Annotated in this window: 12 protein-coding genes; 2 read left to right on the top strand and 10 right to left on the bottom strand. The window is 69.7% G+C overall.

Annotated elements, in window-relative coordinates:
• Positions 1 to 39: 39 nt before the first annotated feature.
• The gene (locus tag ACZ7M3_RS38700; RefSeq protein WP_472069841.1) at positions 40 to 639 is read right to left on the bottom strand and encodes a TetR/AcrR family transcriptional regulator; all 600 of its coding nucleotides are present in this window, start codon (positions 637 to 639) and stop codon (positions 40 to 42) included.
• Positions 640 to 837: 198 nt separating this feature from the next.
• Between ACZ7M3_RS38700 and ACZ7M3_RS38695 the strand changes: the two genes are divergently transcribed.
• A complete protein-coding gene (locus ACZ7M3_RS38695; RefSeq protein ID WP_472069839.1) occupies positions 838 to 1956 on the top strand; it encodes a PP2C family protein-serine/threonine phosphatase in 1119 nt (372 codons plus the stop codon).
• Positions 1957 to 2060: 104 nt separating this feature from the next.
• On the opposite strand, the gene ACZ7M3_RS38690 is transcribed toward ACZ7M3_RS38695, so the two are convergent.
• The 3 genes from ACZ7M3_RS38690 to ACZ7M3_RS38680 all read right to left on the bottom strand — a co-directional run bounded on the left by ACZ7M3_RS38690 (position 2061) and on the right by ACZ7M3_RS38680 (position 4574).
• Complete coding sequence (locus tag ACZ7M3_RS38690; RefSeq protein ID WP_472069837.1) at positions 2061 to 2372, bottom strand: hypothetical protein; 312 nt, start codon at positions 2370 to 2372, stop codon at positions 2061 to 2063.
• A 457-nt stretch (positions 2373 to 2829) separates the two neighbouring features.
• Positions 2830 to 3894: an LLM class flavin-dependent oxidoreductase gene (locus ACZ7M3_RS38685; protein WP_472069835.1), complete on the bottom strand. Its 1065-nt coding sequence runs from the start codon at positions 3892 to 3894 to the stop codon at positions 2830 to 2832.
• Positions 3895 to 4013: 119 nt separating this feature from the next.
• Entirely contained in the window at positions 4014 to 4574 is a 561-nt protein-coding gene (locus ACZ7M3_RS38680) for an NADPH-dependent FMN reductase (protein WP_472069833.1), read from the bottom strand.
• A gap of 85 nt (positions 4575 to 4659) precedes the next feature.
• Here ACZ7M3_RS38680 and ACZ7M3_RS38675 point away from each other — a divergent pair, with 85 nt between their 5' ends.
• Positions 4660 to 5121 carry a MarR family winged helix-turn-helix transcriptional regulator gene (locus ACZ7M3_RS38675; RefSeq protein ID WP_472069831.1) on the top strand — a complete coding sequence of 154 codons (462 nt, stop codon included), beginning with the start codon at positions 4660 to 4662 and terminating at the stop codon, positions 5119 to 5121.
• Positions 5122 to 5140: 19 nt separating this feature from the next.
• On the opposite strand, the gene ACZ7M3_RS38670 is transcribed toward ACZ7M3_RS38675, so the two are convergent.
• The 6 genes from ACZ7M3_RS38670 to ACZ7M3_RS38645 form a co-directional block, all read right to left on the bottom strand.
• On the bottom strand, positions 5141 to 6331 hold the full coding sequence (locus ACZ7M3_RS38670) for a thiolase family protein (RefSeq protein ID WP_472069829.1): 1191 nt from the start codon (positions 6329 to 6331) through the stop codon (positions 5141 to 5143).
• A gap of 50 nt (positions 6332 to 6381) precedes the next feature.
• The gene (locus tag ACZ7M3_RS38665; protein WP_472069827.1) at positions 6382 to 7026 is read right to left on the bottom strand and encodes a CoA transferase subunit B; all 645 of its coding nucleotides are present in this window, start codon (positions 7024 to 7026) and stop codon (positions 6382 to 6384) included.
• Positions 7026 to 7808, bottom strand: a complete 783-nt coding sequence (locus ACZ7M3_RS38660; protein WP_472069825.1) for a CoA transferase subunit A — start codon at positions 7806 to 7808, stop codon at positions 7026 to 7028. The genes ACZ7M3_RS38665 and ACZ7M3_RS38660 overlap by 1 nt, the downstream gene beginning before the upstream one ends.
• A 116-nt stretch (positions 7809 to 7924) precedes the next feature.
• Complete coding sequence (locus tag ACZ7M3_RS38655) at positions 7925 to 9688, bottom strand: FAD-dependent oxidoreductase (RefSeq protein ID WP_472069823.1); 1764 nt, start codon at positions 9686 to 9688, stop codon at positions 7925 to 7927.
• Positions 9689 to 9702: 14 nt separating this feature from the next.
• Complete coding sequence (locus ACZ7M3_RS38650; protein WP_472069821.1) at positions 9703 to 11694, bottom strand: maleylacetate reductase and hydroxyquinol 1,2-dioxygenase domain-containing protein; 1992 nt, start codon at positions 11692 to 11694, stop codon at positions 9703 to 9705.
• Positions 11695 to 11889: 195 nt separating this feature from the next.
• Positions 11890 to 12765, bottom strand: a complete 876-nt coding sequence (locus tag ACZ7M3_RS38645; RefSeq protein WP_472069819.1) for a helix-turn-helix domain-containing protein — start codon at positions 12763 to 12765, stop codon at positions 11890 to 11892.
• Between the last annotated feature and the right edge of the window lie 55 nt (positions 12766 to 12820).

Below are 12820 nucleotides of genomic sequence, written 5' to 3'. Positions count from 1 at the left end.
GGGCGTCTCGCGGTCAGGGGTGGTGTGCCTGGTGGCCTGTCACGGGAGGTCGCCGACCCTGTCGCGGCGGGTGTGGTCGTCGAGGAGGCGCCGGGCCGCGGATCTGGCCTGATCCACCACCGCGCGGTCCTGGAGCAGCCGTCCGGACGCGAGGGCGCCGTCTATCAGGAGGCCGAGGTGGCGGGCGAGGGAGTCGGGGTCGGCGGCGCCCGCCTCGGTGCTGAGCTGTGTCAGCCAGGTGTGCCGGCGTTCGACGTGCTGCACGGTGATGGCCCGGGCCTCGGAATCGAGCGCGGTCTCGACGGCGGCACTGACGAAAGGGCAGCCGAAGAAGCCGTGCCGGTCGAAGGCGTCCGTCAGTGCGTCGAAGAGCCCGGTGATCCGGGCCGCCGCGTCGTCGCCCGCCCGCTCGGCGGCCGCCTCGAGTTGGGCGCGCCAGGATATGTCGATTCTGCGCAGGTAGGCCGCGACCAGCTCGTCCTTGGTGCGGAAGTGGACGTAGAGGGTGGATTTCGCCACCCCTGAGGCGGCGATCACCTGGTCCACGCCGACGCCCCGCAGGCCGTTCGCGTAGAACAGGTCGGCCGCCGTGTCCAGGATCTTCTCGACCGTGTTCGTCCTTCTCGTGCGCGTCGCCATGTGCGGGCACCCCCCTTAATCGAACAGACTAGTCCGTTCGATTAAGGGGAACAAGGCTGGTCATCGGGATCGACGCTCATTCGCGGCGAACGATCGGGGCCAGCGTTCCATCGTCCCGCCGTGCGTCTACGGCCCCGAGCCGGGCCTGACCGCCCGGTGCCCCGCTCGATATCCACTTCGGCCGATATGATGCGTTTTGTGATCATGTCCGGATGGCTGCGGCGCCGTCGTTCCCTCGGCGGTGGCTGGTGGGAAGCTGCCCCGCTGTCACCGGTGGTCCTCACCGTCCTCATCACCTGCCTGGCGTTCTCCACACCGAGGGAGATCGCCGTCAGCCGACTCCTGCCCGCCGCCCCCGCCCTCGCCGCCGCGATGTGGCCCGTACTCCCCACGATCCTGCTGGGCACGTTCTGCCTGCTGGTCATGATCAGCCTCAGCTTCGTCTACGCCGACCTGGGCACGCAGTACACCGCGGCGGCGATCGTCGCGGTCACCCTGGCGGCCGCCTACGCGAGCCATGTCCGACTTCAGCGGGAGGAGGCGCTCTTCCACATCCGCCTCGTCGCCGACGCGGCCCAGAAGGTACTGCTGCGCCCTCTGCCACGCCGCATGGACGACGTCGAGATCGAGTCGCTGTATCTGGCGGCCCAACAACAGGCCAGGATCGGCGGCGACTTCTATGAAGCCGTCGCCACGCCGTACGGGGTCCGGCTGCTCATCGGCGACGTACGGGGCAAGGGCCTGTCCGCGGTGGGGGCGGCCTCGGCGGTGATCAGCTGCTTCAGGGAGGCCGCGTACGACGAGCCCGACCTGACAGGCGTCATCCATCGTCTGGAGATCAGCATCATCCGCCACAGCGCCGCGTTTCCGGCACAGGACCTGCCGGAGCGCTTCGCCACCGCTCTCATCGCCGAGATCCCGCACGGCGGCGGCCACGTCAGACTTCTCAACTGTGGGCACCCTCCGCCGTTGCTCGCGCATCGCGGGAAGATCCGAGTCCTGGATCCCACCACTCCCTCGCCGCCCCTGCACCTCGCGGCGCTCATCGGAGACCACTACTGCGTCGACACCGTCGCCTTCACCCCGGGCGACCAGCTACTGCTCTACACCGACGGCGTAACGGAGACCCGGGACCGCACCGGCGAGTTCTTCCCGCTCCCGGACTGGATGCGGCGGCAGGGCCCGAGGCAGCCCCGTGAGCTGCTCGACCGGCTTCACCAGGACCTGCTGCGCTACAGCGGCGGCAGGCTCAACGACGACATCGCGGCCCTCGCGGTGAGGTGCCCCAGCACCCAGGCACCGGAGTACCCGGTGTAGGTGACCGGATGCCGTGGTCGGGGCCCGCGGTCGGATCCACGGCGCGGCGCGGGCGGTGACGCGACGAAGTCGGCCAAGGCTCGTTGATCACCGCATGAAGAACGTCATCCTGCGGCGGCAGTTGCACGTCCTGGCCACGGACGCAGGGAGTCGCGGGCGCGGGAAGCGCTCAGGCAAGCCTGGCGGCGCGTGATGGCCACCAAGGTCGCGAAGGCGGCCAGACTCCCGCACGCGAGACCGGGCCAGTCGGCCCAGTCGGGATCGGTCGGAGCGGACACCACCGCTCTGATGGGCCTGTCCGCGGACCATCCCGCAGACAGAGCGGCGACGAAGGCCGGCCAGCGATGCCGTACCCCCTTGATGACGTCGTCGAGGAGGGCTTGCACGATGCCGACGAACATCACGACCACCACCATGTCCCCCAGCCGAGTGCGGCGGCACCGGCCCCCGCGGCGACCACGAAGACCCAGACCCGCGCCAGGGGCCGGACCGGGGCGGCATCGCGAGAGGCTTGCCGCGGCAGCCAGAAGAACCGCCGCACGCTCTCGGTGAAACCGTGCCTGTGCTCTCCGCCGTCAGATGTCACATCGCCCCCGACTACCGGCTCGCCCGCGGATTCATTCGGCTCGCGTCAGCTGGACGCACGGCAGGGAGCGAAGGTTGCGGCGTCGGCAACGGGAAGGGGCGGTATCCGTCGGCCCTCCGTCGCGCACTCGGTGCGCGGGCCACGGATACCGCCCCGACGGACACGGCTACGGCCGTGTCCGATGGGTCGCGTGCTCCCACAGTCGCGACCCTCCTGCAGCCGTGTCAGCCATCACGGGGTGCAGGCGGCTTGGACGGCGACGCCGGTCGGCTCGAGGGCGGAACACCTCACGAGGCCATGAGCTCCCGCACTCGCGGGGCCACCTCGGTGCCGAAGAGCTCGATGGTGGTCGTGAGCGTCTCGTGCGGCAGACCGTTCATCCCGTACTTGAGGTCGAAGCGGCTCGCGTCGAGCTCCCGGAGAGTGGTGGCGATCTTCCGCGCCACGGTCTCCGGTGATCCGACGAACAGCCCGCCGCCGGGGCCGACATCGCTCATGAAGTGCTCGAATGTCGGGACGCGGAATCCTCGCTGCCGGGCCACCATGCGCATGGTCTTCTCGTAGTACGGCCAGAACTCCTCCACCGCCTGCTTGTCGGTCGCGGCCACATGCCCCGGACTGTGCACGCCGACCGGCACATCGGGTCGGTCGAACTTCTCCAGCGCCTGGCGGAACAGCTGCGAGAAGGGGGCGAACCGCGCCGTCGGACCGCTGATGATCGCGAGCATCAGCGGGAATCCGTAGCGTGCGGCACGGACGACGGACTGAGGATTGCCGCCGACGCCGATCCAGGTGGGGATCGCTCCGGACTCGCTGTGCGGGTAGACGGGCTGGTTCGCCAGCGCCGGCCGGGTGCTGCCGGACCAGGAGACGGGCTTCTCCTTGCGCAGTTCGGCGAAGAGGCTGACCTTCTCCTCGAAGAGGGTGTCGTAGTCGCCGAGGTCGTAGCCGAACAGCGGGAAGGACTCCGTGCTCGAGCCCCGGCCGAGAATCACCTCGGCACGGCCGTCGGACACGGCGTCGAGGGTCGCGTACCGCTGGTAGACCCGAACGGGATCGTCCGAGCTGATGACGGTGACACCGGATCCCAGACGTATGCGCGAAGTACGCGACGCGATCGCCCCGAGCACCACATCCGCCGCCGAGAGCGGCATCCACTCGACGTGGTGCTCACCGATGGCGAAGTGGTCGAGTCCGACCTCATCGGCGAGGACACCCTCCGCAACCAGGTTGCGGATCGTCTCGCCGTGCGAGAGCGGTCGGCCCTGGGCGTCGTCGGTCACGTCGCCGAACGTGTCCAGCCCAAGCGTGATCGGGTGCCCACCCGCGGGGGAGGCGGCACGTTCTGACATCGGCGGATCTCTCTTTTCCGGAAACGATCGAAAGGTGGCTCAGGCCCCGCCCCGCACCCCGCACCGGTGTCAAACGCCGGTGCGGGGCAAGGGTGGGCGGCGCCCCGTGATCCCTCGCGTCAGCCGACGCGCAGCGAAGCGAGGGCGTTGCTCCACGCCACGACCTGGTCGAGGGTGGTGGTGACGGCGTCACGGTGGCTGTCGGCGGGCTTGAAGACGCTGAAGTTCTCGAAGTCGGTGAACAGGGAGAGCGCCACCTGGGAGCGGACGTCCGCCATCTGCAGTTCACCGGCGATCAGGCGCAGGTGCTCGACGGCGCGGACGCCGCCGGTGGAGCCGTAACTGACGAAGCCGACGGCCTTGTTGGCCCACTCGGCCGCCAGGAAGTCGATGGCGTTCTTCAGCGCGCCGGGCACCGAGTGGTTGTACTCGGGGGTCACGATGACGAAGCCGTCGAACGAGGCGATCTTCGCGGCCCACTGCTGGGTGTGCGGCTGGCTGTACTGGCCCATCGCCGGCGGATAGGCCTCATCCAGCAGCGGCAGCTTGTAGTCCACCAGGTCGACGAGCTCGTACTGTGCGTCGGTGCGCTGCGTGGCCAGCTCGTGCACCCAGTGGGCGACGGCCTCGCCGTTGCGTCCGGGGCGCGTGCTGCCGAGGATGATGCCGATCCTTGTCATGTTCTGCACCTTCGCTTGTATGTGTGCTTGTCGAGTCAAGTAAATGTATGAGTGCTTGCCGTGTCAAGGAGATAGGGTGTGAGGCATGCCCTACGACGAACAGCCCCTGCGCCCCATGGACCAGACCGAGGAATCGCTCGTGCGCGCCCTGGCTCACGTCATGATGGCGCTTCCACGACTGGTGGACGCGGACATGGTCGGCGACGGAGGGCTGCCCCTTTCCGAGTACACCCCGCTCATGTTCCTGTCCGAGGCGCCCCACCGCCGGATGCGGATGAGTGAGCTCGCCACCGCCTGCAACCTCTCGCTCAGCGGCATGACCCGTGTCGTCAACCGCCTCGAAAAGCAGGGATTCGTCCAACGGGCCAAGTGCCAGGAGGACCTGCGCGGTTGGAACGCCGTCCTCACCGACGACGGTCTCACCCGCCTCCAGGAGGCCTGGCCCGCCCACCTGGCCAGCATCCGACGGCACGTCCTCGACAACCTCGCCGGCCACGACCTCGCCGCACTCACCGCCGCACTCGAACGCGTGGCGACGACACCCTGACCCGGTGGCGGTCGCCGCCTCAGCGCTCCAGGACCAGGGCCAGGCCCTGCCCGACGCCGATGCAGAGCGCGGCCAGGCCCGTGCCCGAGCCGGCTTCCGCGAGCTGATGGGCGACCGCTCCGGTGATACGAGCACCGGAGGCGCCGAGGGGATGCCCGATGGCGACGGCGCCGCCCTTCGGGTTGAGGATGTCGGAGTCGAGTTCCGGCAGGGCGGCGAGACAGCCCAGCGCCTGGGCGGCGTATGCCTCGTTGAGCTCGACGGTGTGCAGGGCGTCGAAGGTGCGGCCCGCCTTCGTCAGGGCCTTGCGGATGGCTTCGACCGGGCCGAGACCGAAGTACCGCGGCTCGATGCCCGTCACGGCACTGGCGCGGATCCTGGCCAGCGGCTCACGGCCCGTCTCGGCCAGCCCGGCCTCGTCGACCAGCAGCAGGGCAGCCGCGCCGTCGTTGAGAGGCGAGGCGTTGCCGGCCGTGACCGTGCCGCCCGCACGGAAGACCGGCTTGAGGCGGGCCAGCGCCTCGAGTGAGGTGTCGTCCCGGATCCCCTCGTCGCGGGGCAGTTCCACACTCTCGACGGGGACCACCTCGGCGTCGTACGCACCCTCTTTCCACGCCCGGGCGGCCTTCTCATGACTGGCGAGCGCGAAGGCGTCCTGGGCCTCGCGCGTGATGCCGTACTTGTCGGCGATCAGCTCGGCGCTCTCGCCGAGCGGGATGGTCCACGCGTCGGGCATCCGCGGGTTGACCATCCGCCAGCCGAGGGTGGTGGAGTACAGCTCTTGGTTGCCGACCGGGAAGGCGCGCTCCGGCTTGGGCAGGACCCACGGGGCGCGACTCATGGACTCCACTCCGCCGGCCACGGCGACGGAGGCGTCGCCGAGCGCCACCGCGCGGGCGGCCTGGATGACCGCCTCCATCCCCGAGCCGCACAACCGGTTGACGGTGGTTCCGGGAACCGTCACGGGAAGACCGGCCAGCAGCACGGCCATTCGGGCGACGTCCCGGTTGTCCTCCCCGGCGCCGTTGGCGTTTCCGAAGAACACGTCACCGATGAGGGACGGGTCCAGGGCGGGACTGCGGCGGAGCAGTTCACGTACGACTCCGGCGGCGAGGTCGTCGGGGCGCACGGCGGACAGGGCACCGCCGTATCGGCCGATCGGGGTGCGGACGGCGTCGACGACGTAGACGTCCCGCAGGCGCTCGTTCATCGAGACTCCTTGTGGTGGGGGGAGTTGGGGAGGGGAGAGCTGAATCGGGGTCAGCCGACGGGGTCCGGCACACGCACGGGCGCGGCGGTACGGCTGACGATCTCGTCCGTGCTGACGCCGGGAGCGCTCTCCACGAGGACGAGTCCGTCCTCGGTGACGTCCAGCACGCCGAGGTCGGTGATGACGCGGTCGACGCAGGCCACGCCGGTGAGAGGCAGGGTGCAGGCGGCGACGAGCTTCGGACTGCCGTCCTTGGCGCAGTGTTCCATCACGACGACGACTCGGCGGGCGCCGTGGATGAGGTCCATCGCACCGCCCATGCCCTTCACCATCTTGCCCGGGATCATCCAGTTGGCGAGATCTCCGGTGGCGGAGACCTGCATGGCTCCCAGAATGGCGGTGTCGATGTGACCGCCCCTGATCATTCCGAAGGACAACGCGGAGTCGAAGAAGCTCGCACCCGGCAGTACGGTGACCGTCTCCTTGCCCGCGTTGATCAGGTCGGGGTCCACGTCCTCCTCGGCCGGGTACGGTCCGACGCCGAGGACGCCGTTCTCCGACTGGAGCACCACGTGCACCCCTTCGGCCACGTGCTCGGGCACCAGCGTGGGCAGTCCGATCCCGAGGTTGACGTAGTCGCCGTCCTGGATCTCTGCCGCCGCGCGTGCGGCCATCTCGTTCCTGGTCCATGGCATCAGTGCCGCACCGTCCCTCGTGCCGACGGCGCGGTGACAGTGCGCCGTTCGATGTGTTTGTCCGCGGCCTGCTCCGGCGTCAGTTCCACCACACGCTGGACGAACACGCCGGGGAGATGGATCTCGTCCGGGTCGAGCTCGCCGGGCTCGGCCAACTGTTCGACCTCGGCGATCGTGACGCGGCCGGCCATCGCGGCGAGCGGGTTGAAGTTACGGGCCGAGCGGCGGAAGACGAGATTGCCGTGGCGGTCGCCCCTGGCCGCCCGCACCAGTGCGAAGTCGGTGGTGATGCCGTGCTCGAGCACGTAACGCCGGCCGTCGAACTCGCGGACCTCCTTGGGCGGTGAGGTGACGGCCACGGTGCCGTCGGGGGCGTAGCGCCAGGGCAGGCCGCCCTCGGCGACCTGGGTACCGACACCGGCGGGCGTGAAGAAGGCGGGGATGCCGCATCCGCCGGCGCGCAGGCGCTCGGCGAGCGTGCCCTGCGGAGTCAGTTCGACCAACAGTTCGCCGGAGAGGTACTGGCGGGCGAACTCCTTGTTGTCGCCGACGTACGAGCCGGTGACGCGGGCTATGCGACCGGCGGCGAGCAGGATGCCCAGGCCGCCGCCATCCACGCCGCAGTTGTTGGAGACCACGCTCAGCCCGGTCACACCGGTCGCGTACAGCGCGTGGATCAGCACGTCGGGGACGCCGCTGAGGCCGAAGCCGCCCACGGCCAGGGACGCTCCGTCCATGACGCCTGCCAGTGCCTCCTCGGCCGTGGCAACCACCTTGTCCATGTGCACTGCGCTCCGTTCCGGTCCGGCAGACTCGCCCCGAGTGGTGTCTGCTTCTGTTCGGGTTTCCGTGTGGGGGTGTGAGTGTGTGGCTGTACGCGGGTGTCGCGTCGCGGTCGTCAACGGTGCAGTACGGTCCTCAGGGCTTCGAGCAGCTCGCCGTATGCCGCGGACTCGGCGTCCGGCGCCGAAGAGGCTCGCCAGGCGATGTGCCCGTCCGGGCGGACGAGCAGGCACCCGTCCTCGGCCACCTCCGATGTCCGGCGCCACTCGCCGTAGGCGTCGCGGCTGTCCTCGGCGCCGATGCGGACGCACTTCAGAGGAATCCCCAGAGCCTCGGCGCAGTCGGCCGCGACCGACTCCCACACGCCACCGGACAGGCCGGTGACCAGCGTGAGGGTTCCCTTGCCGACGACGTCCAGCGTGGACAGGCGGTGGCCGTTGCCGTCGACGAGCCAGGCGTGCGGGAGTTTCGCGCCGGGGCGGGTCGTCGGCCGGTGGAAGAGCTCCGGATCCCGGGTCCATTCCTCGGCGGCGCCGGTGTCCTGGACGACCGCGGAGGAGTCGTAGCGCTGGTTCATCTCGACGCCATGAGCGTTGAACTCGTAGTTCTTCAGCTGAATGGCCTCTTCCAGCGCCTGCCGCCGCTTGGTGCCCTCGGCCGTCCCGCTGCGGCACGCGGCGAGACCGTCGACGATGTCCTCCTCCTCGCTGTACTCATCGAGTCCCAATGCCTGGAAGATCGGGCCGAACTGGTCGCGGCTGAGGTTGGCGCGATCGACGATCTGCCGACCGACCGGTGCCCGCTCCGCGGTGTACGTGTCGAGGAGCCCCGGGCCGGCCTGACCGCGGATGACCATGGCGAGCTTCCAGGCGAGGTTGTACGAGTCCTGGATCGAGGTGTTGGAACCGAGGCCGTTGGACGGCGGGTGCCGGTGCACCGCGTCCCCGGCGCAGAAGACCCGTCCGGCCGAATACGTCGTGGCATAGCTGTGGTTGACCGTCCACAGCGAGCTCGACATGATCTCGACGGGAATGTCGCGGTCGCCGATGAGGTCGTGGACGATGTCACGGGCGGTCGCCTCGTCCATATGGGGCGGGGGCTGGTCGATGTCGTATCCCCACACCAGCAGCCATTCGTTCCACGGCCGCACCATGCGCACCAGCCCCATGCCGATGCCGCCCATGTGGGCGCCGGGACGCATCACCCAGTACAGAACGCTCGGGCGGTGGGCCACGTGCCGGGACAGGTCGGCCTTGAAGACGATGTTCATGCTGCCGGCCTTGCCGCTCTGCCCGGCGATCGGCAGTCCGATCTGCTCCGCCACGCCACTGCGGCCGCCGTCCGCACCGATCAGATAGCGGGCTCGCACGGTGAACTCGTCTCCGCGCACCCGGTCCCGGAGCCGCGCGGTGACGCCGTCGGCGTCCTGTTCCAGGCTGAGGAACTCGGTGTCGAAACGGATCTTGGCTCCCCGCGCCGCGGCGTTCTTCACCAGGATCGGTTCAAGAAAGGTCTGCGGAAGGTCGATCATCTGCGCGGGGCTGGCGGCACCGTACTCGGTCGCCGCGTGCGGGCCGGTGCCCCAGCTGCGGATCCGGCCGATCTCCTCGCCCGCCAGGGCGGTGCACAGAACGGTGTCGCCCATGAGTTCGGCGGGGCTCCCGGCCGCGGCGGCTTCGCCGTCCACGCCCAGGTCGCGCAGTACCTCCATGGTGCGCTGGTTGGTGATGTGCGCACGGGGGGTGTCGGCGAGCCAGCCGTACTTGGTGACGAGCAGGGTGCGAATGCCGTACGTCGCCAGGAGCAGGGCCGCGGATCCACCGGCGGGTCCACTGCCGACCACGAGGACGTCGGTGTCGTAGGTGTGGGTCGAGTCCATGAGACTGCTCCAGGTCAGTGTGCGGGGCCGTCGGCCAGGCGGGCGATGCGGAAGGTGAACTGCAGGCTGCGCCACTCCCCGTCGACGGCACGGCCGTCCGGGGTCGGCCCGACCCGGGGTGCGAAATCCACGATCAGGCCCTCCTTGACGCCGAACACGGTGTCGGAGTCGATGTAGTGGCCGCCCTCCACGAACAGCTGGGTGACCAGGCGCTGGTGGCCGGCGGCGGAGATCATGAAGTGCAGGTGGGGCGCACGGTAGGGATGACGTTCGACGGCTTGGAGCAGCTGTCCCACCGGTCCGTCGTCCGGGATCGGGTACTCGGCCGGGAGGGTCGTCCAGAAGCGCAGGCGTCCCTGCTCGTCGGTGCGCAGGCGGCCCCGCAGCACCGGTCCGTCCAACTCGGGCAACTGGACGTCGTAGAAACCGTCCTTGTTGGCCTGCCAGACGTCCGTGACGGCATCCGGCACGGGCCGTCCGTCCGTGTCGGTGATGAGGATGTCGGCCCACAGAGGGGTGCCGGCCACCCCCTGTGAGATGTCGCCGCCCTGTGCGGTTTCCGGCGGCCCGTCCGTGTAGAAGGGGCCGAGGACCGCTGACGGTGTGGTCTGCGGGGTACGTGAGTGGGTGAGCAGGTCGACGATGCTGGAGACACCGAGTGTGTCGGACAGCAGCACGAACTCCTGGCGGGTGCTGGTGGAGATCTGTCCGGTACGGGTCAGGAAGTCGATGGCCTGCTCCCACTCGGATTCGGTGAGGTCATTGCTCGTCACGAAGTGGTGCAGGTGCCGTACGAGGTCGCTGAGCAACTGCCTGCCCCGCGGATCGGGTGCGTCCGCGAAGCTCTCCACCACCTGGGCGGTCAGGCGCTCCACGTCCGAAGCCACTGCGTGCGTCCCGGGGGCCGACAGCTCAGGGGTTCGCGGAGCCGGAGACGGGGCCGCGGGAACCGTGGGACGACGGCCCTGCCAGGCATCGCGCAACAGGCTCTCGATTCCCGTGGGCGTCAGCTCACGGGGGTTGGGGTACGGCGTGGCGACCGCCAGCCGCGCGGCCTGCGGCAGATCCGCCTCCGCCATGCCCAGTTCGCGCAGCGAGGTGGGGCCCCCGAGCGAGGTGATCAGGTCGAACATCCCGCTCGGAGCGTCCGGTACGCCGAGTGCGTCGGCGATGCGGCTCATGGCGTCCCGAGCGGCCGGGGCGTTGTAGGCCATCGCGTGCGGCAGGATCACGGTGTGCGTCGCGGCGTGCGCCAAGTCGAACGCACCCCCCAGCGTGTGGCACAGCTTGTGATGCAGGCCCATACCGACGGATCCGAGGCAGGTACCGGCCAGCCACGCGGCACGCAGGAGGTCGGCGCGTGCCGCGGTGTCGGACGGCTCGGTCACGAGAGTCGGCAGGGCGCGGGCGCTCAGCGCGATCGCATCGAGCGCCATGGCGTCGATGACGGGGTTCGCCTGTGGCGCGTACAGGGCTTCCACGGCGTGGGCCATGGCGTTGACCGCGCTGGTGACCGACAGGCCCACCGGCAGGCCGAGGGTGAACTCGACGTCGTACACGACGGTCTCGGGCAGGATCGCGGGGGAGGCCACCGTGGTCTTGCGTCCGTCCTGTGTCTCGCCGAGGACGGGGGTGACCTCGGAACCCGCGTAGGTGGTGGGAAGGATCAGCTGCGGCAGGTCGGTGCGGAGCGCGAGTGCCTTGGCCAGCCCCGTGGTGGAACCGCCGCCGACGGCCACCAGGCAGTCGGCGGAGTGCTTCCGAAGGATGTCGAGGGCCCGTTCGGTCACGTCGACCGGAGTGTGCATGGTGGCACCGTCGAACTCCGCCACGATGACGTCACCGAGGACATCGCGGACCCGGGCGGCGGCCTTGGCCACCGACGGAGTGGACAGGAGGAGGACTCGGGAACAGCCGAGTCGCTCGACCTCCTCGCGGACCTGGCCGACCGTTTCGGTGCCGAAGACGATCCGCGAGGGATGGGAGGTGTACACGAAATTCCTCATGGGGGTCCGCCTTCGCGTTGCCGTGGGTCCCTGAATTTCTGACTCCGAGTGTGGGGACGGCGGGCGCTTTGACTCCTGCACGTTTCGAGCGTGTTTCTGCAGGATCGGCGCGGTGCGTGGCTCTGGCGGGGCGGATGCGGTGCGTGTGGTGCGCCGGAGGAAAGGGGCGGGCGGGACGGGCGTCGGAACGCGGTGTCAGCCCGCGCGTCGGACCGCGGCGGGGGTCGTGCCGAGCTTGGCGCGCATCACGCGCGTCAGGTGTTCCTGATGGGAGAAACCGCAGTGGACGGCCACGTCGGGGATGGGCAGGACCGTGGTGCGCAGCATCCGGCGTGCGTGGTCCAGCCGCAGTTGCAACAGGAACTGGTGCGGAGACTTTCCGGTGCTGGTCCTGAACTGCCGACTGAATTGACTCGCGCTCAGCCCGGTGGCGGCGGCCAGATCGGAGACGCGCAGCGGGTCGGAGATGTGTTGCTCCATCAATTCCCGTGCGGACACGAGCTGCTGAGAGGTCAGTCCCGACATCGCGCCGGCCGGGGCCGCGGGCCGACCGGCCGTGTGCGCGTGGGCGAGCTGGGCGGCGAGCATGCCGACGAGGTGATCGACGTAGGTGCGCGCGGAGGGCTCCCACTGGCGCACGACGCCGTCCAGAGCCAGCATGACCTGCTCGATCAGGGGATCCGAGCTGCCCAGTTCCTCGGCGAGTTCCACCGCCTCACGGCCGCCGTGCGCTTCCTGGAGGGCCGAGTCGCTGAGATAGAGGTGGACGGTGTCGAGGCCGCCCTGGAGCTCGACATCGAGCGCGCGACCTGCCGGGTGGACGAAGAGCCCCCCTGCCGGAATCCGCTGAGCCCGCATCGACCGGCCGGCCCGGCGTCGGACGGTCACCGGGCCACTGAGGTGAAGGATCAGCAGATGAGTGGGGGCACTGTCGAAGGTCGAGTGGTACGGCGTTTCCCGCTGGGTGGACAGATACGCGTGCTCCCAGCCCAGACCCGAGCTCGTCCGTTCCGGGGCGACCCATGCCTGGCGCAGGATGCCACCGGTGTCGAGGAGCCCCAGCTCAGACATAGTTCCATCCCCGATCTCGGCGGTGGTGCCCATGCGAGCCTCCCATAGGGTCGGC

The sequence above is a fragment of the Streptomyces sp. NPDC111656 genome, assembly GCF_055656965.1.
Note: the sequence above shows the minus strand (reverse complement) of the source record. Positions and strands in the feature narration are given on the sequence as shown.

Excerpts from the sequence above, each read along its gene's own strand:
- ACZ7M3_RS38660 (WP_472069825.1), bottom strand. The coding sequence starts at position 7,808 with ATGGACAAGGTGGTTGCCACGGCCGAGGAGGCACTGGCAGGCGTCATG.
- ACZ7M3_RS38675 (WP_472069831.1), top strand. The coding sequence starts at position 4,660 with ATGCCCTACGACGAACAGCCCCTGCGCCCCATGGACCAGACCGAGGAA.
- ACZ7M3_RS38700 (WP_472069841.1), bottom strand. The coding sequence starts at position 639 with ATGGCGACGCGCACGAGAAGGACGAACACGGTCGAGAAGATCCTGGAC.
- ACZ7M3_RS38650 (WP_472069821.1), bottom strand. The coding sequence starts at position 11,694 with ATGAGGAATTTCGTGTACACCTCCCATCCCTCGCGGATCGTCTTCGGC.
- ACZ7M3_RS38655 (WP_472069823.1), bottom strand. The coding sequence starts at position 9,688 with ATGGACTCGACCCACACCTACGACACCGACGTCCTCGTGGTCGGCAGT.
- ACZ7M3_RS38685 (WP_472069835.1), bottom strand. The coding sequence starts at position 3,894 with ATGTCAGAACGTGCCGCCTCCCCCGCGGGTGGGCACCCGATCACGCTT.
- ACZ7M3_RS38665 (WP_472069827.1), bottom strand. The coding sequence starts at position 7,026 with ATGCCATGGACCAGGAACGAGATGGCCGCACGCGCGGCGGCAGAGATC.
- ACZ7M3_RS38670 (WP_472069829.1), bottom strand. The coding sequence starts at position 6,331 with ATGAACGAGCGCCTGCGGGACGTCTACGTCGTCGACGCCGTCCGCACC.
- ACZ7M3_RS38645 (WP_472069819.1), bottom strand. The coding sequence starts at position 12,765 with ATGTCTGAGCTGGGGCTCCTCGACACCGGTGGCATCCTGCGCCAGGCA.
- ACZ7M3_RS38680 (WP_472069833.1), bottom strand. The coding sequence starts at position 4,574 with ATGACAAGGATCGGCATCATCCTCGGCAGCACGCGCCCCGGACGCAAC.
- ACZ7M3_RS38690 (WP_472069837.1), bottom strand. The coding sequence starts at position 2,372 with ATGGTGGTGGTCGTGATGTTCGTCGGCATCGTGCAAGCCCTCCTCGAC.